General features: G+C 71.2%; 20 protein-coding genes. 15 read left to right on the top strand and 5 right to left on the bottom strand.

The window, feature by feature from the left end:
• Positions 1–135 precede the first annotated feature (135 nt).
• Complete coding sequence (locus tag IE247_RS18555) at positions 136–1,428, bottom strand: hypothetical protein (RefSeq protein ID WP_190124273.1); 1,293 nt, start codon at positions 1,426–1,428, stop codon at positions 136–138.
• 384 nt (positions 1,429–1,812) lie between these two features.
• On the opposite strand from IE247_RS18555, the gene IE247_RS18560 reads away from it, so the two are divergent.
• From IE247_RS18560 to IE247_RS18585, 6 genes are all read left to right on the top strand, one after another.
• A complete protein-coding gene (locus IE247_RS18560; RefSeq protein WP_190124274.1) occupies positions 1,813–2,754 on the top strand; it encodes a hypothetical protein in 942 nt (313 codons plus the stop codon).
• Between the two features lie 72 nt (positions 2,755–2,826).
• Positions 2,827–3,195 carry a hypothetical protein gene (locus tag IE247_RS18565; protein WP_190124275.1) on the top strand — a complete coding sequence of 123 codons (369 nt, stop codon included), beginning with the start codon at positions 2,827–2,829 and terminating at the stop codon, positions 3,193–3,195.
• Between the two features lie 42 nt (positions 3,196–3,237).
• Positions 3,238–4,551 carry a hypothetical protein gene (locus tag IE247_RS18570; protein WP_190124276.1) on the top strand — a complete coding sequence of 438 codons (1,314 nt, stop codon included), beginning with the start codon at positions 3,238–3,240 and terminating at the stop codon, positions 4,549–4,551.
• Positions 4,552–4,553: 2 nt separating this feature from the next.
• Positions 4,554–5,582 (top strand): polyprenyl synthetase family protein, encoded by a 1,029-nt coding sequence (locus tag IE247_RS18575; protein WP_190124277.1) that lies wholly within the window; start codon positions 4,554–4,556, stop codon positions 5,580–5,582.
• 68 nt (positions 5,583–5,650) lie between these two features.
• The gene (locus tag IE247_RS18580) at positions 5,651–7,351 is read left to right on the top strand and encodes a hypothetical protein (protein WP_190124278.1); all 1,701 of its coding nucleotides are present in this window, start codon (positions 5,651–5,653) and stop codon (positions 7,349–7,351) included.
• A gap of 108 nt (positions 7,352–7,459) precedes the next feature.
• A complete protein-coding gene (locus tag IE247_RS18585) occupies positions 7,460–11,053 on the top strand; it encodes a hypothetical protein (RefSeq protein WP_190124279.1) in 3,594 nt (1,197 codons plus the stop codon).
• Positions 11,054–11,086: 33 nt separating this feature from the next.
• Here the strand turns inward: IE247_RS18585 and IE247_RS18590 are convergent, their stop codons facing one another.
• Positions 11,087–11,311 carry a hypothetical protein gene (locus tag IE247_RS18590; protein ID WP_190124280.1) on the bottom strand — a complete coding sequence of 75 codons (225 nt, stop codon included), beginning with the start codon at positions 11,309–11,311 and terminating at the stop codon, positions 11,087–11,089.
• Between the two features lie 261 nt (positions 11,312–11,572).
• Here IE247_RS18590 and IE247_RS18595 point away from each other — a divergent pair, with 261 nt between their 5' ends.
• A complete protein-coding gene (locus IE247_RS18595) occupies positions 11,573–12,829 on the top strand; it encodes a DUF418 domain-containing protein (protein WP_190124281.1) in 1,257 nt (418 codons plus the stop codon).
• A 33-nt stretch (positions 12,830–12,862) separates the two neighbouring features.
• Here the strand turns inward: IE247_RS18595 and IE247_RS18600 are convergent, their stop codons facing one another.
• The 3 genes from IE247_RS18600 to IE247_RS18610 form a co-directional block, all read right to left on the bottom strand.
• The gene (locus IE247_RS18600) at positions 12,863–13,951 is read right to left on the bottom strand and encodes a CU044_5270 family protein (protein ID WP_190124282.1); all 1,089 of its coding nucleotides are present in this window, start codon (positions 13,949–13,951) and stop codon (positions 12,863–12,865) included.
• Positions 13,948–14,601 (bottom strand): RNA polymerase sigma factor, encoded by a 654-nt coding sequence (locus IE247_RS18605; RefSeq protein WP_190124283.1) that lies wholly within the window; start codon positions 14,599–14,601, stop codon positions 13,948–13,950. Before IE247_RS18605 ends, IE247_RS18600 begins: the two co-directional genes overlap by 4 nt.
• 144 nt (positions 14,602–14,745) lie before the next feature.
• On the bottom strand, positions 14,746–15,525 hold the full coding sequence (locus IE247_RS18610) for an AfsR/SARP family transcriptional regulator (RefSeq protein ID WP_229869206.1): 780 nt from the start codon (positions 15,523–15,525) through the stop codon (positions 14,746–14,748).
• A 317-nt stretch (positions 15,526–15,842) separates the two neighbouring features.
• On the opposite strand from IE247_RS18610, the gene IE247_RS18615 reads away from it, so the two are divergent.
• Genes IE247_RS18615 through IE247_RS18650 form a run of 8 tightly spaced genes read left to right on the top strand, consistent with a single transcriptional unit; the run spans position 15,843 to position 22,763 of the window.
• Entirely contained in the window at positions 15,843–16,421 is a 579-nt protein-coding gene (locus IE247_RS18615; protein ID WP_190124284.1) for a Pvc16 family protein, read from the top strand.
• Positions 16,418–17,143 carry a carboxypeptidase regulatory-like domain-containing protein gene (locus IE247_RS18620; protein ID WP_190124285.1) on the top strand — a complete coding sequence of 242 codons (726 nt, stop codon included), beginning with the start codon at positions 16,418–16,420 and terminating at the stop codon, positions 17,141–17,143. The genes IE247_RS18615 and IE247_RS18620 overlap by 4 nt, the downstream gene beginning before the upstream one ends.
• 10 nt (positions 17,144–17,153) lie before the next feature.
• A complete protein-coding gene (locus IE247_RS18625) occupies positions 17,154–19,418 on the top strand; it encodes a phage tail sheath C-terminal domain-containing protein (protein WP_190124286.1) in 2,265 nt (754 codons plus the stop codon).
• A gap of 20 nt (positions 19,419–19,438) precedes the next feature.
• Complete coding sequence (locus IE247_RS18630) at positions 19,439–19,894, top strand: phage tail protein (RefSeq protein WP_190124287.1); 456 nt, start codon at positions 19,439–19,441, stop codon at positions 19,892–19,894.
• A gap of 1 nt (position 19,895) precedes the next feature.
• Complete coding sequence (locus IE247_RS18635) at positions 19,896–21,389, top strand: phage tail sheath family protein (RefSeq protein ID WP_190124288.1); 1,494 nt, start codon at positions 19,896–19,898, stop codon at positions 21,387–21,389.
• Positions 21,386–21,904: a phage tail protein gene (locus IE247_RS18640; protein WP_190124289.1), complete on the top strand. Its 519-nt coding sequence runs from the start codon at positions 21,386–21,388 to the stop codon at positions 21,902–21,904. Before IE247_RS18635 ends, IE247_RS18640 begins: the two co-directional genes overlap by 4 nt.
• A 5-nt stretch (positions 21,905–21,909) precedes the next feature.
• On the top strand, positions 21,910–22,095 hold the full coding sequence (locus IE247_RS18645; protein WP_229869207.1) for a putative phage tail protein: 186 nt from the start codon (positions 21,910–21,912) through the stop codon (positions 22,093–22,095).
• Entirely contained in the window at positions 22,092–22,763 is a 672-nt protein-coding gene (locus IE247_RS18650; protein ID WP_190124291.1) for a CIS tube protein, read from the top strand. Before IE247_RS18645 ends, IE247_RS18650 begins: the two co-directional genes overlap by 4 nt.
• The last annotated feature ends 2 nt before the right edge of the window (positions 22,764–22,765 follow it).

Consider the following 22,765-nt stretch of genomic DNA (forward strand, 5'->3'; position numbering starts at 1 on the left):
TCCCCGCCCGCCCTTGGGGGCGGGGCGCCCTCCTGCCGGGGGCGCCGGTCCCCCCCCCTTCCCGCGCGGGGGCCGCGGCACACGTCGCCGCGTCGCGTCGGATGCTCTGATGGCCGTCGTGGGGGAGGCGGGCGGCTACCGCTTGGTGACGGAGACGTCGCCCTGGAGGGAGAGCGCGTCGCCGAAGCGGCCGAGCGTCAGATCCGTCGGTGTGACGTCGAGATGGACCGGGTCCAGATCGAAGGGGACCGTCGGAAGGTCGCCCAGGGGGAATTCGATGCCCCGGAAGGCGTCGCCGACGAGGCCGCCGAGGGTGGACGAGAGGGCGTTGGCCACCCAGGAGGCGATGACGCTGACGAGGTCGTCGTGCGGATAGATCTCCAGGTCGAAGGGGCTCACGCTCTCCGTGGTGGCCTTGAGCGTGGTGCCGGACGTCGACAGGGTGAGGGTGACGGCGGGGTCCGGCTCCAGCGCGAGATCGTAGAACGCGTCGGTCGAACTGCCCCAGAACCATTTGATCCCGGCGCTTCCGCTGCCGGTGGCGGAGGCGTGGACGCGCACGGTCGGGATCTCGGCGTCGTCCACGACCTCGCACCACACCTGATGGAGGACGATCGTCGCGTTGTAGTAGCCGGTGCCGACGCCGAAGTCCGCCGAGTCGCCGGCGGGGAAGGACATCCCTTCAAGGTAGGCCGTGGCCGCCTCGGCGATCCGCTGGACCGTGTCCGCGCCGAGCAGGGCGAAGAAGGGGCTCGTCGGCCAGGCGTCCGGGAAGGGCGGCCGCGGTACGCCGTGCTCCGCCAGATTCATGGCGGCCACGACCTGCCCCGGGCCGATGACGGGGACCGGGTCCGAGAGGCTGAGCAGCGGGATGTCCGGCTTGGGCAGGCTGATGCCCGAGAGGATCTCACGGGACTGGTCGAGGACGGCGGGCAGCACCACATTGTCCAGGATCACCTTCTGGACCTCGCTGGTGTCACTGGCCACGGCCTTGAGGGGGTTCAGGGTGAGCAGCCCGGAGGGGGAGGTGCTCGCCTGGACGTCCACCGTCACGGTCACGTCCCCCTGTACGAGGTCCTCGCCGCCGCCCGTGTCGACGGTGACATGGACCTGGTGCAGGACCACCTGGAAGGTGCTCCCGTCCAGCGAGGTCCGCAGGGCGGCGGTGTACTCCGACAGCTCTTCCTCGGTGAACCGCCGGTTCCCGCCCTCCGTGAAGCGCGCGCGCAGCTCCTCCTCGGTGTGGGCGGGCGGAGTGAGATCGAAGACGGGGGCGGTCCTGACGTCCCATGTCACCGTGGTGGGAGTGCCTCCGGCGTCGTACGGCTCGGAGCCGGTGAAGTACCTCGGATACAGCTGGCCGTAGACCTCCTCGGCCACCTTGTTCACGATGTCGGCGTCGGCTCCGACTGCGAGGTCGTACGTCATGGGGCGACTTCCTCCGATTCCTCCGGGCGAAGGGACGGCCGGGAGGGCTCATTCCGGGCGAGGTCCGGATCCTCCGATGCCGCTGATCCGGCAACACTGCCCAAAATATGCGGAGTTGACCTACTCAAAGAGCGTAATGTCCGATAATAGCTTCTTGAGGCTGGGTGAATTGGCCGGGATCCATGGCGGGAAACTGTCGGGGCGCTCACCGGGCCGGGAACCCGTCGCCGCTGCTCGTGCCCGATTCGCCGCTGTCGCGTGCCCGCTGTCGCGCCCCAGGTTCCGCTGCCGAAACTGACGCGTTCGGAGCCGTCCGAGCACCGCTTTGCGACAGGGCGGAGCAAGCTGTGGTGCGGTCATCCGGGGTGCTTTTGGATGGGCGGCGTGAGCGACTCAAATTTCGACCTCGCGGTCGGAGTCGGCGGCGACGCCCTCGACTCCGGCCTTCAGAAGGCTTACGAACTGCATCGCGACGCGTTCCGGGGGAGCGTCACCCCGGACCCCATCGAGGGCACCGCCTACACCTTCGCCTGGGACTTCCTGGACGCCCCCGCCCTCGTCCTCACCCCGCCGGACGAGGACCTCTGGAACGAGATGATCAAGGCGGACGGCGTCACGGCCCTCCCGGACTCCGGGGTGCTCCAATTCGTCGCCCAGCGGCTCCAGGCGGACTGCAAGGTGGCGGACACCGCCCTCCCCCGGGTCACCGGCAAGGTCACGGTGGCCCTGCGACTGACGCTCGACGGCGGCGGAGGCATCACCGCCGTCCCCCTGGGAGTCTGGCTGGAGAACCTTCCCGACGGCCCGACCAGCATCATCGTCAAGAACGTCGTCGTCCCCACACTCCTCACCCAGGGCACCACCCTGCTCAAGGGGCTGAAGATCCCGGCCCAGAACCTCTTCGGCCAGACGGTCGCTCTGAACGTCGTCCGCGTGGACGTCATCCCCACCCATCTGGTCCTCGCCTCGACGGTGACCACGACGGCGGGGCAGTCGCCGGCGGCGCGCCCCGAACCCGTGGACTGGCCCACGGACAAGCAGGTGTTCACACTCATCAGCAAGGGGCTGCTGACCACGCTCCTGACGGCCTCCGTCAAGCACTACGAGAACACCCAGCTCGCCAAGGGCGACAAAACCATCCAGTACCTCGCCTCGGCCCGGTGGGACGCCACCTTCCGGCAGGCCGTGAACCTGACGGTCGGAGCCGACCCGACGACCGCCTCGGCCGGAGTCGACATCGACTGGCACGCCGAACTCGACCTCGTACCCCTCTCCCCGGACGGCAGCGGAGGCTGCGCCCTGTCCAAGGCGGGCCACGAGTCATGACGCGATGACCCGTCGGGACGACCCGTCAGGGCACCTCGGCGCACCGACCGACCAGTCAGGAGAGACACTGCCATGGCAGCGCCCATCGAATTCGACGTCTCCTACGCGCCGGACCCGCCCGTCGTCACGGTCCAGGCCACCGGAATCACCGACACCGCCCTCACCGTGAAGGTCACCGGCCTCGATCTGGAACATGTCACCTTCACTCCCAAGACGGTCCTCGCCGACGCCCTCTCCGGCCTCGTCAACGACCTCGCCCTCGCGGCCCCCGGCATCGTCAAGGAGAAGACCGAGGGGCTCACCCCCGACATCCCGCTCGGAACGCCGATCGGCTGTGACATCCCGATCGGCGGCGCGACCGTCAAGCTACGGCTGGCCTCGCCCGAGCTGGCCGCCCACGGCGACATGCTCATGATCAGCGGGACCGCCGACGTCTCCTGACCGCCCCCCGTCCACCGGTCCGACACACCGCAGGAGACGTACGTGAGCACCCCGAACCCCGAAGCCCGGCCACTCCACCTCGCGGACACCCCCGGCTACCCCCTCGCCCGGACCGTCGAGCTGCCCGACACCGTCGGACACCCCACCGGCTCCCTCAGCATCCGCTTCGGCGCGCTCCAGGTCAGCGCCGAAGGACGGCCGGAGGCCGTCGCCGGGCAGGAACACACGTACCGCCTCCCGGCGCTCGTCCTCACCGGCCGGTACGCGCTCGACACCCGCCCCGACGAGATCCGCGACCTCGACACCGCCGGCGATCTGCGCCCGCTCTCCGAGGAGGCGAGACGGCCCACCCTCCCCGCCGCGAGCCGCGCCGCCGCCGTCACCCCCGACCCGCCGGACGAGGAGACCCTGCGCAAGTGGCGCGACCGCGCCGACACCCACCGCGACAAGCTGATGCGGACCGAGAAGGGACAGCAGCTGCTCATCACCTACGGGCAGAACAACGAGACCTTCTACGGCATCTTCGACAGCTCCAGCACACTGCGGAAGAACTGGCGCAGAAACGGCGTCACCCGGCGCATGTCCGAACACACCTACACCAACACGGACCTGGGAGCGACGGGCGACGGCGCGAACGCGGTCAACGACTGGACCGACCCGGACCAGGGGACCACGTACAACTCGCACGCCTTCATCCAGTACGTCAATGTTACCAGCGCCCTCTCCTTCGAGATGGGCTTCGCGACGGCCCCCGAGGACCAGAGCACCTACGGCGACGCCCTGGACGCGGCACAGAAGTTCGCCACGGCGGTCAACGACACCGGGAACTCCGGCGAACAGACCACCCCCCTGACCCATGAGCAGATCTACACCTCCATCGAACAGCACCCCGGCGAGGTGCGCGCGACGACACCCGGGGAGCTGGACCGCTACGTCGGACTGGTCCACGGCACCTACAGCGCCGCCCCGGAGGACGAACCCGACGAGTGGTTCCCCCTCTCGGAGGAGCACCGGGAACGCTACCGGCGATTCGGCAAGGAGGCCTACGAGGCCAGGGCACAGGAACAGCCGGCCGCGACCCACACCCTCCACCGGGGCGACTGCCACGCCCGCCTGGACGGAGTGCTGATCACCGTCGACCCCGCCCAGGCCGCCGCCACCGTCACCCTGCCGCCCCTCGCCCTCCACATCGACGACGCCGACTGGCGGGGCCCCGTCGGCGAGCTGGCCAGGGAGCGGCTGCGGACCATGCGATTCGTCCAGGAGCTGCTCCGCGACGCGGTCGCCGAGACCCTGCGGCACGCCGCGCTCACCGGCATCGCCGGCTTCGGCCCGCCCGGGGACGGGCGGTCCTGACCGTGCTCACCCTCGACCCGGGCACCCCCGCCGAAGATCTCACCACCGCCCTCTGGGCCCGGCTGCTCGCCGACGACCGGCCGCACTTCGACGCCATCCTCGCCGAGGCGCTCGCCCCCCAGCGGGAGTATCTGAGCGACACCGAACAAGCCCTCTACCGGCAGGGGAAACGGCTCCGCCCGGCGGTCCTGCTGCTCGCCGCCCGTATGGTCCTCGGCCCCGCGCCACTGCCCCGAAAGGTGCTGCAAGGAGCGGTCTCCCTGGAGATGCTCCATGTGGCGACCCTGATCCACGACGACATCATCGACGGCTCGGCACTGCGCCGGGGACTGCCGTCGGTCAACGCCGCACGCGGCACGGAAGCCGCCGTGCTCGTCGGCGACCTCCAGTTCGTCCAGGCCATCAGGGGCTTCGTACGGACCGTCGACCGGGACCGCGACATGGCGCTGATCGAACTGGTCCTCGACACCGCCTTCCAGATCGGCTGCGGCGAACTGGACGAACTGCGCACCGACATGAACCAGGAACCCGCCCGGCTGATCGAGCACTACTGGCGGACCGCCGACCGCAAGACCGCCGTCCTCTTCGGCCTGGCCGCCGAGGCCGGTGTCACCCTCGCCGGCGGACGCGACGCCGACGCCCGCCGCGCGGGCTTCGTCGGCCGCCGCCTCGGCCGGGCGCTCCAGGTCATGGACGACCTCTTCGACCTGGCCCAGGACCAGGCCGAATCCGGCAAACCGCGCGGCATGGACCTGCTGCGCCGCCGCGCGACGCTGCCCCTGGTGTACGCGATGGAGGAACTGGGCCCCGACCACCGGGTGAGCCGGGTGATGCGCGGGGAACCACTGGACGCCGGAGAGCTGGAACGGTGCGTCGCCCAGGTCCGGGGAACCACCGGCTTCTCCCGCGCCTACGCCGACGCGCGCGCCCAGGCGCTGGAGGCCATCGAGCTGCTGCGCCCCTTCCCGGCGAGCGACTACCGGTACGCGCTGGAGGATCTGGCGCTGTACATCGTCGACCGCGAACCCTGAACGCACTCCCCGCACTCCCCGTAAGCCAGGAATTCAGAGAACCCGAGAACCCGAGAAGGAGCATCGTCATGGCCGAGGCCCTGATCGACTTCGTCTACGCCACCATGCGCAAGCGGGCCGACGACCCGGACAGCCCGTACTGGCTGCCGAAGATCCTGGAGGGAATCCGCACCCCCGACGGGCGCACCCTGTCGCCGCTGAAGGCGGACTCGTGGGAACTCGGCGAGCTTGCGGGCGACACGGGGACGACGGTCGCCGACTCCATCGCCGTCGCCTGGTGGAACTTCGTGGGCAAGGCCTTCGACCGGGCGAAGAAGGACGGGGTGGGCGGATTGCCGGAGAGCCTGGACGACTTCGACAGCCAGCGCGACCGCGACGACCAGTACCCCGGGCTGACGCTTTCCGGCGTCTCGGTCACCGGTCTGCCGAACGCCTCGGTGGGCGAACTGACCGACGTCACCACGACCGAGAACGGCTACCGGGGGACCGTACGGATCACGACCGCCGCCTACGACAGCCACGGCTACCAGCCGCAGATCACAGTCGACGGCTCCTACCGGCTCGTCCAGCACGTCGTGGTGATCGACGACCCGGAGAGCGCCCCCGACGCTCCGGAGGTGCTCGCCGGGACGCTGAGACCGCCGACCGCGGTCCCCGCCGACGGTCTGAAGGCGTACGGGGTGGGGTGGCCGTCCCAGACGATCGAGGGGAGCGGGGCGTTCCTGTTCACCGTCAAGGGGCTGGTCCTCGATGTCCGGCTGACCGTCGAGACGGCCGGGTCCGGGTCCGGGCGTACGGAGAAGGTGACGGTCGAGTCCGTCTCCGTGGCCGCCGCGCCGGTCTTCGCCCTCGACGAGGACAAACTCACGATCGACGGCGACACGATCACCGACCTGAATCGCAAGGCCTGGAAAGGGGCGGCCGTCCTCGCCTTCGACAGCCCCGACGCCGCCGAGGCCCTCACCGCCAAACTCGCCGACGCCCTGAACGCCGAGGACTTCCGCACCCAGTTCTCCGGCTCCGTCACCGATCAGCTGACGAAGGCGCTCGGCGATGTGCTGGGCACCGGCCCGCTCCCCGCGGACAGCGGCCGGCCCCCGGCGGGCGACGGACCCGTGGAGGTCTACCTCTTCGACCGGGTGCGGGCCTCGCTCAACGACCCGGACTCCGGCTTCTATCCGCCGACCGTGGTCCGCTCGTCCAGCGACCCGGCGCTCGACCCCCTGTCGATCGACACGATCGACCTCGGCGAGCACCAGGTCATGGGCGTCCCCGTCGACTTCACCCTGAACGAGGTCACGATCAGAGGCATCTCCGATGTGCTCGTCCCCGCCGAGGACGCCGCCCTCGTCGCCGAAGGCGTCGACGCGACCCTGCGATTCGGCCGGATCTCCCAGACGCCGATCACCGTCGCGGCCTCGGTCGTGGCGACGTTCGTCAAGTCCGGCGATCACCTCGACGGCACGATGACCACCACCGTGCGACAGCCCTCCGCAGCCCTCGGTCTGTCCTTCTCGGGACCCGACGCGGACTCCCTCACCATCGGCCTGCGCTCGCTCACCGTCGACATCGACCCGGACAAGCTGGACATCGGCGTCCATGTCGAAGGCCTGCCCGACGAGGCGGTCCACACCATCCTCAACACCTCCGACATCAAGGACGGCTTCATCAAGGGCGTCCAGGACGGCGCGGAACGGCGCAAGGACGACATCGCCAAGGCCCTCACGGACAACGCCCGCAAGGTGATCGCCAAGAAGCTGTCCGGCTGACCGAGACCGGTCCGTACGCCCACAGGCCCGCACGCCCCACAGGCCCGTACGCCCACAGGTCTGTACGCCCCGCACGTCCGCACGCCCACGCCCGGAAGGCCATCCCGCATGCGGTTCACCGAACTCCAGGCACTGCTCGACCGGCACACCACCGGCGACACCCTCACCCTCGCGGCGGCCGACCTCGGCAGCGGGCCGGCCGCCGCGCTGGTCGGCGGCTGGCTCGACGGCGGGGCCCTCACGATCGGCGCACTCCACCGCGAGGACCACCCCGACACGAACACGGTCGTCGTCGACGGCGAACTCGGCGCCCTGGGCATCACCGGCGCGCGGGTCACCGGCGTCGAGTTCGGCCTCGACCCCGTCAATCAGGACCCGACCCTCTTCATCCCCCTCGGGACACCGGAGGGCTGGACCTTCGCCGTCTCCTTCCCCGACACCGGCGGCAGCGACCTGGACGGCCTCGCCTTCGGCGACCGCCGGCCCGAGCTTCTGCTCACCTCCGTGCCCCGGCCCGCCCGCGACGGCCGGCCCGTACTCGACCGGGGCCTCACCTTCCACGCGCCCGAGGTCCGGGACCCGGCACCGCTCGGCTCCCTCGCCCCGCTGGTCCGCGGCCAGGGGGCGGCCCTCTCGCTCACCGGGCCCGTACAGCGCCGTCCCGTCGGAGCCGAGACCGTGACGGAGATCGCGCTGCGCTCCGTACCGGAGCCCTCGGGGGAGTTCGGCGGGGACTTCTCCCTGTGGGCCGGGTCGCGCGGCGACGGCCCGCCGCTCTCGTACGGGCTCCGCCTGGTCGCGGACCTGGTGCTGGCGGAGGGCGTCGGCGTGACCGTCGGCGCGCCGGTCCCCGTGGCCGGGAACGAGATCGTGCTCGCCGTGGACGCGCCGCCGGACGGTGAGGTGGGGACGGACGTCCTCGAAGGGTGGTACGGCACGGGCGCGGCCGTGCGGCAGCTGACCGCGCAGGGGTTCACCCTCGGCGAGGCCGTCCGGATCGCCGAACTGAGCGTCGCCGTCGATGTCACGAAGACAGGTCAGGGCCTGGCCGAGGCCCTGACCACGATCACCGTCACGGCCGGGGCGAGACCCGGGGTCTCCTGGCCCATCGCGGGGGACGACCTCGCCGTGACCGGCGTCGGGGCCCGGCTGACCGTGACCGGGCCGCTCCGGCCGAGCCGCTCCGCCACCGTCACCGGATTCGGGGACTTCACGGTGGCGGGCGCGCTCGCCCTGCACGCCTCGGCGGCGATCCCGCCCGGCGGCTTCGAGCTGACCCTCGACGAGGAGACACCGGCGCGGCTCAAGGACGTGCTCACGCACTTCCTCCCGAAGGCCGACCTCAGCGGTGTGCCGGATCTGACGCTGAAGAAGTTCCACGGCACGGCCGTGCCCACGCGGGGCGAGTACGGGATCTCGGCCACCGTGACGGCCGAGTGGCACATCGGCGTCGGAGCGGCCCTGCTGAGACTCGAAGAGGCCACCCTGGAGCTGGGGCGCGAGGAGGAGAAGGCGGCGGCATCGCAGCAGCCCGCGACCGGCGGCGCCGCCACCGCGAGGACCACCGGCTCCCTCGCCGCGCGGGCGCGGCTCGGCCCGGCCGACGGCGACGGGATCGTCTTCGACGCCGCCTGGCATCTCCCCGGCACCTTCGAACTCGGCGGCACCTTCCCCGACACCGATCTGACCGCCCTCCTCGAAGCGCTCGCCTGCCGCGCCGATGTGCCGCTGCCCGACGGTCTGCCCAGGGTCGGTCTGAGCGACTCGACGGTGAGACTGCGCCTCGGCGGGGCCCGGGCGGGTGAGACCGACGAGGGCGGGGGGTACGAACTGACGGTCGGCGGCACGGTCGACTTCGCCGGGGCGAAGGCGCTGACGCTGGCCGGGAAGGCGGCGAAGGGCGGCTCCGGCACCCTCTTCGCCGCCGCCTTCTGGCAGGACGGCTGGAGCTGGGCGCCCAACCAGGTCCAGGGCTGGTCCGAGGTCCTGGGCATCCTCGGCGACATCACCTTCGCCAAGTCCGGCCTGGCGGTCTGCTCCGCCGACGGCGTCAACCTCGCATCGGGCCCGGCCCCGGCCCCGGACACGCTCCCCGCCACCCTGGACAAGGGCCTCACCTTCTTCACCGAGATCGGCTTCACCGGACCGCTGGAGCCGCTCAAGGCCCTGTTCGACGGCGTCGCCACCGGCGTCCACCTGGAAGCGGTCCTCGCCTCACCGGTCGGGAACTCGGTGTTCAGGGCATCCGTGGCCGAACAGAGGCTGCGGCCCGGCTTCGGCGGACTGGAAGTGGAGATCGAGCCCGCCCGGCTCAGGATCGGCCTCAGCACCTCGTGGAACTTCACCGTCCCCGCGATGGGCTCCGCCCCCGAGACCCTGCTCCAGTTCGTGGCCGGGGGAACGGTCTCCAAGGAGGGCTTCTCCCTCTACCTCACCCTGAAGCCCGCCGGCTCCGCCCCCGGGGCGTTCGCCGGACGGCTCGACCCCAGCCAGTACGCCTTCACCCTGGAGGAACCCGGGCTCAAAGCCCTCTCGGCCACCCCCGTGACCGGTGCCGACGGACAGATCGCGCACGACGCGACCCGCCGTCCGGCCGAGGCCACCGCCCCGCCGTCCGGGCCCGCGTGGAAGAACGCCTTCGGTATCGAGGGCTTCGACATCGAGGCGTTCTGGGCCCAGATCGGCGGCGGGACGAGCGGGCTCACCCTGGGCATCGGAGGGTCCATCGAGGTCGGCACGGCCGGCCTTGAGCTGGATGTCGTCGGAGGCTTTGAACCGGAGCCCTTCGTCACCGTGTTCCGCTTCTCCCTCACCACCGCCGACAAGGACAAGGGCGTCTCCCTCTGGGACATCCTGGCGATCGTCGTCTCCCCGCCCGACGCACTCTCCTTCCTCAAGTCGATCGTGCTGCACGAGCTGATGTTCTGCGCCGTGACCGTGCCCGGCGGCTGGACGAGCCCGCTGGACGAGCACTGGCCGCAGGGCTACTACGGCAAGGGGAACATCGACTTCTTCGGCAACAACTGGCGTTTCGAGATCGGCGTCGGCAACGACGGCGTCTACGCCGACAGCGCGATCGCCGAACCCCTCGCCATCGGGGACTGGTTCAGCATCTCGGACAAGGACGGCACCAAGGGCCCCCGCTATCTTCTCGACACCCGGGGCATCAAGGACCATCACCTTCCGGAGAAGATCCTCCAACTCTCCGGCAAGGTCGCGCTCCTGGGGATCTCCGCCGCCGTCGAGGCCGAACTCGGCTCGGAAGGCTTCACATTCACCCTGGAGACCCACCTCCTGAGCATCCTGGAATCGGAGATCAGCTGCACCCTCCACACCGGCACCGGCCTGCGCGCCACGGCGAACGTGGCACTGGACTTCGGCGTCGACCTCCCCCGAGGGGCCCTCCTCGGAGGCATCCCCGTCCCCGGCGGCACCCTGGTCGGCATCAAGGCGAGCGGCGGCTTCGATCTCAAGGTCGACGGCGACGGCGCGAATCTGCGGCTGACCGGCGACTGCGACGCCTACCTCGCGGGTGCGCACCTGGTGCGGTTCGGCCTGGACCTGACCTTCTCCGTCGGGAAGTGGGACGACATCGTCAGCTACCTTGAGAATAACCCGGAGAAGCTCTTCGAGAGCCTGGGCCAGGGAATCTGGGACGCGATGAAGGACTGCGCCACGACCAGGGCGGCGGAACTCAGCTGAAGCGGGCCGCCCGGCCGGGGCGATCCGCCCCGCTCAGGACCCGAGGCCGAGTATCGCCACCGTGAGCGGCAGGGCGGGCTCCTCGGGGAGGGCGGGCGGCTCCTCGCCCCGGCCCGTGTGCGTGGCCGGGACGACCCGCAGCGCCTGGACGCCGTCGGCGGCCCACGGCGCGTCCGTCGGCGGCAACGACAGCGTCACCCGCTGGCCGTCGACGAAAGTGGTCTCCAGCTTGACCGGCTCCGGTCGGTTCGTCTCCATGACAACTCGCCTCCGTGAATGAGTCACGCGCCCCGTCGAGAATCCGTCCTCGACCTCATGACGAACGGGGGAGCCGGAAGGTTCCCCCGTACGACAGCCGAACTCATGCCCCCACCGGCCCGGTTGCCGGATGTCCGGCCCGGCCGATTCCCGCCCGCAACCGGAATCTCGCTGTCAGGTCCGCTGTCCTCCCGTGCGTCCTCCCCTGCGGGACGCCACAGGGAAGGCGTCCCGGCGAATCCGACAGCAGGGATCTTGGGTATGAGTAGCACGACGGACGGGCGTTCCTCCACGGAGAGGACAGGAGAGCGTTTAGAAGCCGGGCAGGGGCAGGTCAGGCGGATCGCGGATGTCGACGCGCTGCGGGGGTTCGCGCTCCTCGGCATCCTGCTGGTCAACTTCAGCGTCATGGCCACCACCCACCACGGCGGAGGACTGGTGGACGCCTCCTTCGACGGACCGCTCCACCAGGCATGGCGCTATCTGAGCACAGTGCTGCTGGAATCCAAGTTCTACCTCCTCTTCTCCTTCCTGTTCGGCTACAGCTTCACCCTCCAGATACGCTCCGCCGAACGGGCCGGCGCCCGCCCCGTCCCCCGGTTCCTGAGGCGCTGCGCCGCCCTGCTGGTGATCGGTGTGCTCCACGCGACCCTGCTGTACCCGGGCGACATCCTCATCACCTACTCCATTCTGGGAGTGGTCCTGCTGACGGTGCGCGGCATCCGGCCCCGCACCGCCGTACGCGCCTCGATCTCCGTCTTCGTCTTCTGCGCGGTCGCCTTCCTGGTGCTGGGATGGCTGACCTGGGCCGGTCATCTCGACATGGGCGGCGATCCGTCGCGGGCCGACGCCCTGGCGGCTCAGGAGGCCCTGCGCGGCGGATTCGGCTCGGTGGTCGGCCAGTTCGTCTCGGAACAGCCCGGTGGCGCGCTGATGACCGTGGTGGTTCAGGGGACTCCGGCGTTCGCCGCCTTCCTGCTGGGGCTCGCGGCGGGCAAACGGAAGGTCCTCGCCGACCCGCTGCGCCACCGTGATCTGCTGCGGCGGATCCAGCGGGTGGGCTTCCCGGTCGGGCTCGCGGGCTCCGTCGTCTACGCCCACCTCGCGAAGAGCGACACCGGGATGGAGACCACGGGACTCGCCATGGCGGTGAACATGCTGACCGCGCCCCTGCTGTCGGCCGCCTACGCCGCCACCGTGCTCCGGATGCTCTCCGGCGGACGCCACGACCGGCTGGGCAGGGCGCTCGCCCCGGCCGGCCGGATGGCCCTCACCAACTACCTCACCCAGTCCCTGGTGATGGCGCTGCTCTTCACCGGCTACGGCTTCGCCCTGGTCGGCCGGGTGGCGCCGGTTCTGGTGACCGCCATCGCGCTCACCCTCTTCGCCGTACAGCTGGTGATCAGCCGCTGGTGGCTCAGCACCCACGCGTACGGTCCGGTGGAGTGGGTGCTTCGGGCGGTCACCAACGCGCGCCGGCCGCGATGGCGGCAGCGGGCGCGCACGGAATCCGGCTGAGCGCTCCCGTACCGCCGACGCGTTCGAGCGGTCTCAGTCCCCGGGGAGCAGTCCGGCGCGGTCGACCGCGGCCCTGGTGAGTATCGCGGACGTACCGACGACGGTTCCGGCCGGGCCCGCGTCGCCGTCCCTGGTCAGGACGGTGCGCTCGCCGAGGAAGGCGTGGGTGGTCCGGTCGAACACCCACTGTGTCTGCTCCCCGTGCGCGGTACGGGCGACGGCGACGCCTTCGCGCCCCGCGGCGTCGACGGCGGAGCCTGTCACCGTGACACCGGGGATCTTCGCGGCGGCGCGGTAGAGCGCTGCGCTGACCTGCGGCGGGGCCCAGGTCTCGGTCAGCAGTTCGCCGATCGCGGTGAACGCCCGCTGGTCCGGGTTCTGGCCCTGGCCCCGGGTCTGATCGCGGATCAGCCTCAGCAGGGCGTCGGGGTCGGTGGGCAGCGAGGCGACGTACTGATGGGTCGGGTCGCCGATCGAGGGGGCCGCCTCGCCCAGGGCGCCGGGCCGGGGCGTCGCCCCCCGGGACTCCAGGGTGTGGACCGGGCCGTCGGCTCCGAGCGGTGTGTCGGGCTCGCCCGGCACCCGCAGCAGACCGGGCCGGCTGCCGTCGGCGGAGAGCCACACCTGCCGGCTGTGCGCGGGGGGCACGGTCACGGGCCCGCCCCCGGCGCTCCGTGAGGCATGCGCCACCTTGCTCTCGACGTACACGAACTGGTCGGCGCGGACCGCCGGCCGGTTCCCGGCGGCGGCGGCGAGAGCGGCGCGGTCGAGGAGCCGGGCCGCCTCCGGCGAGCCGGGGGCGGTGTCGCCCGGGGCGGCCCGGTCGCCGCGGCCGGTCGCGTCCGGGAGGTCCACGGTCACCATGACGCCGAGCGCCAGGGAGCAGGCGACCGCCGGGGCCACGAGCCACAGGACCGGCCGTCGGCGCGGGCGCGGGGTCCGCGCGGCGCGGTCGGCGGGCCGGTCGATGAGCGCCGCCTCGCGCAGCAGGGCCTCCCGCAGCAGCGGTTCCCGGTCGGGCCCCAGCGCGGGGACCGGCGGCGGGGGCAGCAGACCGGCCAGGTCGAGGCTTTCGGCCTCGTCGGCGGGGTCGTTCGTACGGGGTCGGGGGTCGCGGTTCATCGGCGGTTCTCCTGGGGCGAGGGGCGGGCGGCGAAACGATTCGGCACAGGTTCGGCCGACGCGACGGACACGGCGGACGCGGCGGACGCGGGACGGCGGGGGCGTGCCGGCCGGGTGGCGCGGGTCTCGGCGTCGGCGAGTTCGCGCAGCCGGGCCCGGGCCCGGGACAGCCGTGACCGGACGGTGCCGATCGGCACGCCGAGCACCTCCGCCGCGGCCGCGTAGTCCAGGCCCGCCCACACCACGAGGGTGAAGACCTCCCGGTCGCGGCGGCGCAGCCGGGCGAGGGCGGTGTGCGCGGCGCGCAGCTGTTCGGCGTCCGCGAGATGGGTGACGAGATCGTCGGCGAAGTCCGGGACCGAGCCGCGTTCCGGGACGCGGGCGAGCGCGATATCGCGGCGGCGGCGCGAACGAGCGTTGCGGCGGATGATGTTGGTGGCGATCCCCAGCAGCCACGGGCGCGGGGTGCCTCCGTCGGGGTGGAGCTTCTCCCGGCCCCGCCATGCCTCCAGGAAGGTCGCCGAGACGATGTCCTCCGCCTCCGCCCAGTCGCCCGTCACCCGCAGGGCATAGCGGTACAGCACCTGGGCGTGCTCGTCGTACAGCTCTCCCAGGGCGACCGGGTCCCCGCGCCGGAAACGATTCCTCATCAGTGATTCCACGTTCTGCACTGCCCTGTCCGCGGTGTGGGTTCCGGTGAGCTGCGCCACATCGAGGCGTTCATCGGGTTTCGGAATGTGTGTGGTGCGGCCCGGCCTCCGGGGTTTCGGGGGCCGGGCCGCCGTGCTCCGGTCTCAGCCTTTCGCCAGCGCGGGCGGTCGTCCGTCGCGCGCGATGGAGGAAGGGAGCAGGCTTCTCAGTGTCGGTGAGGGTTCCAGTCCCAGTTCGTCGCGGAGGACACTGCGGCACTGCTCGTACTGCTGGAGTGCCGCGCCTCTGTTGCCCGCGGCGAGATGCGCTTTCATGAGGACGTGATGGGCGCTTTCCCGCAGGGGTTCCGCGCGGACGGCGGCGAGTCCGGCGGCGACCGCCTCGCCGTGGCGGCGGGCGGTGGTGAGCCGTTCGGTCATCGCCTCCAGTGCGTACAGCCGGAGTTGGCGGTACTGCTCCTGTTCGGTGATGACCCATTCATTCTCCGACCATTCCGGCAGCAGGTCGGCCGAGAGGTCGATGCGTGTCTGTGTGGTGAGAATGTCGTCGCAGGAACAGGTGAGGTCGAGCAGCCGGTGCGCGTTCGCCACGGCCTCGTGCACATCCACCATGATGTGCTCGGAAATCGCCAGTTCCTGTGTAGAAGTGTCGATGATGTGGTGGTCGGTCTGTGTTGCGCGCCACAGGGATGATCTGAGGTTCGCGTGGGCGCGTGACATGGTGACGTCGGGCCACAGAGTTCCGGCCACATAGGTGCGGGAGCGCGGCATGCCCTGGAGTGCGAGAAACGCGATGAGCCGTTGAACGCTTGAACAAAGGGGAACGCGTGTCTGATCGACCGACAGGGCGAATCCCTTGAGGAGCCTCAATGTGGTGACGTGAGTTGGTTCCTTCACCGATTCCCCCGGATGGTTCGGTTCCAATGATCCTTCGTATTACTCCCCGAATGCTGGAGCCATATTACGAACCAATCATGATCCTGTGACGAGGGCCTGGGGGTGAGAGATGACGAAATGGCGTCACCAAAACGTCGCCGAGGCGTCAATCACCCTGGTCGAGGCGGATTTTTCACGCCTCCCCGGAATCACTGAGACGTTTTCCGAGCGTGTCCGCCGCATCATCGGCCGGTGCGGGAACGGACCGGTGACGCGCATGTGACGTGTGTGTCGCGGCCCGGCCACGAGGGGCTCCGCATGCTGGCGGAGCACGTCATCGGGAGCGCGGCCGGGGGAGGATGCGGATGGGTGACTTCGGCGTCATCGGCGATGTCTCGATGGTCATCGTGGAGACATTGACCCAGGCCCTGCGCGGGCTGAGTCAGGTGGAACCGCCGATCGCGGAACTGAACGACCTCTCCGAGACGGTGCAGACCCCGCCGCCGAAGCTCACCGTGTTCCTCTACGACATCGCCGAGGACCCCAGTTCGCGCAACCGCCCTCCGGTGCGCTCACGGCCGCCCGAACCGCCGACCGTGCGCAAACCGCCGATGGCGCTGCTGCTGCGCTATCTGATCACACCCTGGGGCGGCGATCAGGCGACCCAGCACCGGATGCTCGGCCGAGCCCTCCAGACCTTCTACGACGACGCGATCCTGGACGGCGCGCAGCTCTCGGGCAGCCTCGCGGCGAGCACCGACGCGCTGCACCTCAGCCTCACCCCGCTCGCCCTCGACCAGAAGTCCTGGGTCTGGTACGCGATTCAGAAGCCCTACCGGCTCTCGCTGAACTACGAGGTCCGTGTCGTCAATCTGGACTCGGCCGTCGAGACCGCGGTCCGGCCGGTGCGCAGCCGGGTCTTCGACGGGACGCCGACGTCATGAGCCCCTTCCTGCCGCTGGAGCGGTCCACACGCCACAGCCCGGTCTGGTTCGTGCCCTTCGACGAGTACGCCGAGCGCGTGCGGACCACGGGCGTCACAGTCCGGCTGGAGCGGCTGACCGACACCGGCTGGCTGCCGCTCGACGATGTGGCCGTCCGCACGCCCAGCGCGGCTCTCGCCTATCCGGGGCTCGGCCGGCGCGCCGAGCCGTGGACGGCCCGGCCACAGCTCCACCGCGCCCGCTTCACCGCCCCCGGGCACCAGCCGCTGTACCCGGCCGACGGCGAGCCGTTCTCGTCAGACCTCCTCGCCGTCGAATTCCTGGTGCACCCCTACGACGACACCCATCCACCCGCCGCGGCGACCGTGCCCCGGCTCGTCCGGCTGCTGCCGAGCGTCTCCTTCCCGTACCCGCCGGGCGCGCGCACGGTCCACGGCGTCGTGCTCGACGCGGCCACCTGCGCCCCGGTCGTCAATGCGCTGGTCGAGGCCGAGGGCCTGACCAGCCGGGACGGCGCTCCCTGGCGGGAGCGGACCCTGTCCGACACCGCGGGGGCCTTCCGGCTGGCCCTGCGGTGGGAGGGCGAGAAGAGCGAGACGGACCCGGGCACGGAGACCTTCCGGCTGCGCGCCGTCGAGCGGCCCGGCCGGTCCGGGGCGCTGGTCGTCCGGCTGCCCCGGGAAGCCGACCGCCGACACGTCATCGAGATCCGCGAGAACTGAGGAGCCATCCATGGCGGAGTATCTGAGCCCCGGCGTATACATCGAGGAAATCGACGCGGGACCGCGGCCGATCGCGGGAGTGGGCACGAGCACCGCCGGCATGGTCGGGGTCACCGCGCGCGGCCCCTCCACCGGCAAGCCCAAGCTCGTCACCAACTTCCTGGAGTTCCAGAACACCTTCGGCGGATTCCTGCCGGAACCCGACCCGTCCGTACGGGACACCTGGGCCAATGACCCGGCCGAGGGCGGCCGCTGGTGGCTGTTCCCGCTGGCGGTCAAGGGATTCTTCGACAACGGCGGACAGCGTCTGTACGTCAAGCGGGTCGTCAGCGGCCGGGCGACCGCGGCCTCGGGCACCCTGGGCCACGGCCTGGTCAGCCAGATCGCCGCCGATGCCGCGAAAGGCGCGACGAGCCTGGAACTCGGCCATCTGATCGGCTTCGCCGGAGTCGGACAGCGGATCACGGTCTTCCGGGGCGACGACCAGCGGACGATCCACACCGCCGCCGTCGCCGCCTACGACGCGGCCGCCCGCCGGATCGAGCTGGACTCGGCCCTGCCCGCCGCCGTCCGAACGGCCCGTGGCGACTATGTGCAGGTCGGCGCGCGCAGCGCGGAGCAGACCCTGAGCTTCTCGGCGATCAGCCCCGGCTCCTGGGGCGGCGCGGTCCAGGTCCGGATCCTGCCGGTGGCCGCGGCCTCGCTCGCGGTGCTGCCGGACCCCCAGGAGGGCGCGCCGTTCACCACCCGGCTGACCGAGGACGCGGCGGCCGACAGCGAGACGGTCGAGGTCGCGACGGCGGCCGGGCTCGACCCCGGCGAACTCCCCGACGAGGTCTGGGTCCAGATCGGCCCCGACCGGTTCAAGGTCCGGGTGGGCGAGCCGGCCGACGGGACTCTCACCCTGACTCTCCCGGCGGGGGCACGGCACCCGGCCTGGCAGACCGGGCTGACCGTGCGCCGGGTGCGCCGGGGCAACACCGCGCCGGGCCGTTCCCTGCGCATCGGCGGCGCGAGCCGGCTGTACCCGGACGCGGTCGTCCAGCTCGACGACGGCACGCGTCTGACCGTCCTGAACGTCGAGTCCGTCGCCGCGGACGTCGTCGTCTTCGGCGGACCCGTCCAGGGGACCTTCTTCGAGACCGACCGGATCCAGCTGATCGAGGCCCAGGTCGGCACCCGCTTCACCGATCCGTCCGGGGCCTCGGTGACCGAGACCTTCGACAACCTCCGGCTCGGCGGCGACACCCCGGCGAATGTGACGACCGCCCTCGCGGCCCGCTCCAAGCTGGTGCGGGCGACCGCCCTGGCCGGCCTCTCCACCGACCCCGCCGAATTCCCGGTGCCCGCGATCGGCTCCTGGCTGACCCTCGCGGACGGGGACGACGCCTACGGCGGGCTGAATGTCGGAGACTTCGTCGGCGTCGACGGCGGCAGCGGGCGGCGCACCGGTGTCGTCGCACTGGAGGACATCGACGAGGTCGCCGTCTGCGCCGTGCCCGGAGTGTGGTCGGACACCGTCGAATCGGCCCTGGTCACCCACTGCGAGCTGCTCAGGGACCGGTTCGCGGTCCTCGACCCGCAGGACGGCCTGGACATCGAGGGCATCCAGACCTTCCGCGAGCGCTTCGACACCAAGTACGCGGCGCTCTACTACCCGTGGCTGGTCACCAGGGATCCGCTGACCAACCGGGACGTGGAGATCCCGCCCTCCGGCCATCTGGCCGGCATCTACGCCCGCGTCGACGTGGAGCGCGGCGTCCACAAGGCGCCCGCCAACACCGTCATCCGGGGCATCCGCGCCGTCGACGGCATCGCCCAGGACATCACCAAACGCCACCAGGACGTACTGAACCCCAAGGGGATCAACGCGCTGCGCTTCTTCCCCGGGCTCGGTCAGCGGGTGTGGGGCGCGCGCACCCTGTCCTCGGACAGCTCATGGAAGTACATCAACGTCCGCAGGCTCTTCCTCTATCTGGAGGAGTCGATCGACGAGGGCACCCAGTGGGTCGTCTTCGAACCCAACGACGAGGCCCTGTGGGCCCTCGTCCGCCAGACGGTCGCGAACTTCCTCACCACGGTGTGGCGCAGCGGCGCACTCGCCGGGACCACCGCCGACGAAGCGTTCTTCGTCGCCTGCGACCGCACCACGATGACCGAGGACGACCTGGCCAACGGCCGGCTCATCTGCGTCATCGGCGTCGCGCCGGTCTTCCCGGCCGAGTTCGTGATCTTCCGGATCCAGCAGAAGACCCGCGAGACCCAACTCGCCTGAGCAGCTGAGGAGACGCCACCATGCCGCCCGTTACCAGAGACGATCCCTACGCCTCATACAGCTTCCAGATCATCGTGACCAACGTCAGCGACGACGGGGTCGCGGTGAGCGGGTCCTTCACCGAGGCCAGCGGTCTGGAACTGGAGATCCCGCCGATCGAGTACCGCAACGGCAGCGAGGACATCACCGTCCGCAAGATCCCCGGACTCAAGAAGTTCACCAACCTCACCTTCAAGCGCGGCATCACCGGCCATGTCGGCTTCTGGAACTGGGTCGTCGAGGCGCTCAACGGCAAGGTCCGGCGGACCTCCGGCTCGATCGTGCTGCTCGACGAGAACCGCCAGGAGGCCATGCGCTGGAACTTCGACCGGGGTTGGCCCACCAAGTACACCGGCCCGACGCTGAGCGCGACCAAGAACGAGATCGCCATGGAGACCCTGGTGCTCGCGGTCGAGAAACTGGAGATCGACGTCTGATATGGCAGGCGAAGCGCTCCCCGGCGTATCCCTGACGTTCGTGCCGAGCGGCTCCGGCGAGGAACCGCTCCGCACCGACGTGGCCGTCTTCCTCGGTCGGCTCCGCCGCGGCCCGGCGGGCACGCCGGTCCGCGTGGAGAGCTGGAACGACGTCGTGGGCGTCTTCGGGCCGCCGGACGGCTCCGGCGCCACGCCCCACGCGCTGCGCGGCTTCTTCGAGAACGGCGGGCGCACCGCCTGGGTCCTGCGGGTCACCGGGCCCGCCCGCACCGCGAGCGCGCCCTGGACGGTCGGCCGGGTGAGCGGCTTTGCCGCCCAGCGGTACCAGGCGGTCGCCACCAGCCCGGGAGCCTGGGCGAACGGCGGGCGCGTCGCCATCCGCCACCGGTCCAGCACCGTCGCCGGACCGCCGACGGTGACCGTGCGGGTCCTGGTGCCGGGCGAACCCCCGGAGATCTTCGCCGGGCTCCCGCCGGCCGAGGTCGCCGACCGGCTGACCGCGTCCCGGCTGATCCGGCTGATCCCCGACGGCCCCGCCCCGCCGCCGGGCCCGCCGGGCCCGATCTCGCTCTCCTGGGACCTGACGCTCACCGGCGGCGACGAAGCGCCACCGGGGCGGCGCGAGTACGCCGACGCCGTGGCCGGACAGGCCGAGCTGCCGGAACCGGCCCTGGTGGCGCTGCCGGACCTCGGCACGGACCTCACCGGCCCCGACCACGGCGAGCTGGTGCGGGAACTGCTGCGGACCGTGCACCCGCTGCTCGACCGCCTCGTCGTCCTGGACGTACCGCCGCGGCTGACCGCCGTGGACGCGGCGGTCGCCTGGGCCGGCTCCCTCACCGGGGAGTCGGACACCGAACTGCTGAGCACGGTGGCCGTCCACCACCCGCCGCTGCGGGTCCCCGACGGGACCCGCACCCGGACCGTTCCGGCGTCCGGACACGTCCTGGGCGTCATCGCCCGCCTCGACGGCGAGCGCGGCGCGCACCACACCCCGGCCAACGCGGTGATCCTGGAGGCGGTCGACCTGGCGGCCTCGTTCCCCGAGGCCCAGCAGATCCGGCTCTTCGACGCGGGCGTCAACCTCCTGCGGTGCACCAGGGGCCGGGGCCTGGTGGTGTGGGGCGGACGCACCCTGTCCGCCGACCCCCGCACCCGCTGGATCGCCCACCGCAGGCTGCTGCACCTGCTGGTGCGGGCCATCCGCCGGGTGGCCGGCCCCCTGGTCTTCGACGTCAACTCGCCCGAGCTGCGGCTGACCCTGGTACGGGCGGTGACCTCCGTGCTGCTGGCGGCCTTCCGCTCCGGGGCGCTCGCCGGCTCACGGCCCGAGCAGGCCTTCCGGGTGATCTGCGACGACACCAACAATCCGCCGGAGCAGGACCCGGCACAGGTGGTCTGCGAGATCGAGGTCGCCCCCGCCGTACCCATGGAATTCATCCGGCTGCGCCTGGTCCTCGGCCAGGACCGAGGACTGGAGGTGATCGAAGCATGACACTCGACCCACTGCCCAAGTACCGCTTCCTGGTGACGCTCGACCCCGGAGACGCGTATCTGCCCTCGGCCCAGGCACTCCTGCTGCCGCTGGTCGCCTCCGGCGCGTTCCAGGAGGTCACCGGCTTGGGCGCACAGCTGGAAGTGACCAGCTACCCGGAGGGCGGCCGCAATGACTCGGTGCACCAGCTGCCGCTGCGCCACAGCTGGAACCGGATCGTCCTGAAACGCGGAGTGGTCCGCGACCCCGGGCTCTGGGCCTGGTATCAAGCCGGGCTCGGCGACTCGCTGGGAGCCCGCCGCGACGGCGCGGTGATCGTCCTCGGCCCCGACGGGATCCCCGGCGCGGCATGGGCGTTCCACGGCGGCCTCGCCGCCAAGTGGAGCGGCCCGGACCTGCACGCCGAACAGAACGCCGTCGCCGTCGAGTCGCTGGAACTGGCCCACGAGGGACTGACCAAAGTCCTCCAGGACACTGTCGCGAATCCGCTGTCCCCGCTGAACCGAAGGAGGTGACCGACGTGCCGAAACTGACCATCCACCACCTCGAAGTCCGCTTCCAGGTCGAGGGCGACGACGGTGCCGTGTTCACCCGTCTGTTCAACCGGCACATCCAGGCCTGGTCGAGACTGTACGAGGACGCCCGCGCCCGTACCCGCAAGACCGAGGCGGAACGGCGGTTCGGCGACGGGGAGGACCCGTCGTGAGCATCACACCCGTCTCCTTCGCCGGCCAGGGCGCGGCCCGCGCCCGGCTGGAGATCGTCCGCCCGGTGATCGCCGACGAGCGCAAGCGCCGGATCCCCCTGCGCTTCAACCCCACCGACTACAAACTGAGCAAGACCAACACCTTCGCCGAGATCACCATCCCCGGCCTGGAGACACCACCGCTCCAGTACGTCCGGGGCGGCACCGAGACGCTCTCCGTACAGGCCCTCGTCGACACCTCCGACACCCTGGAGAACGTCCGGACCGCCTATGTCGACGCGCTGCGCGACCTGCTGCGCCCCGACAGCCGTGAACACGCGCCGCCCGTCGTCCGCTTCGTCTGGGACCAGTCGGTCTTCACCGGCGTCGTGGAGAAAATGGATGTGCACTACCAGCTGTTCCGCCCGGACGGAGTGCCGCTGCGCGCGATGGTGGACCTGGCGCTCAAGGAGTACCGCCCGGCCGCGGTGCAGACGGCGCGGAACCCCTTCTCCTCGCCCACCGTGGAGAAGAGCTATGTGGTGCGCCGGGGCGACACCCTCAGCAGCATCTCCGCCGCGGTCTACCGAAGGCCCGACGCCTGGCGGGAACTGGCCCGCGCCAATGGCATCAGCGACCCACGAGACCTGCGGCCGGGCCGGGTGCTGACCGTGCCCCGGCTGCCGTGAGG

This window comes from Streptomyces inusitatus, assembly GCF_014651115.1.
Lineage (GTDB): Bacteria > Actinomycetota > Actinomycetes > Streptomycetales > Streptomycetaceae > Streptomyces > Streptomyces amakusaensis.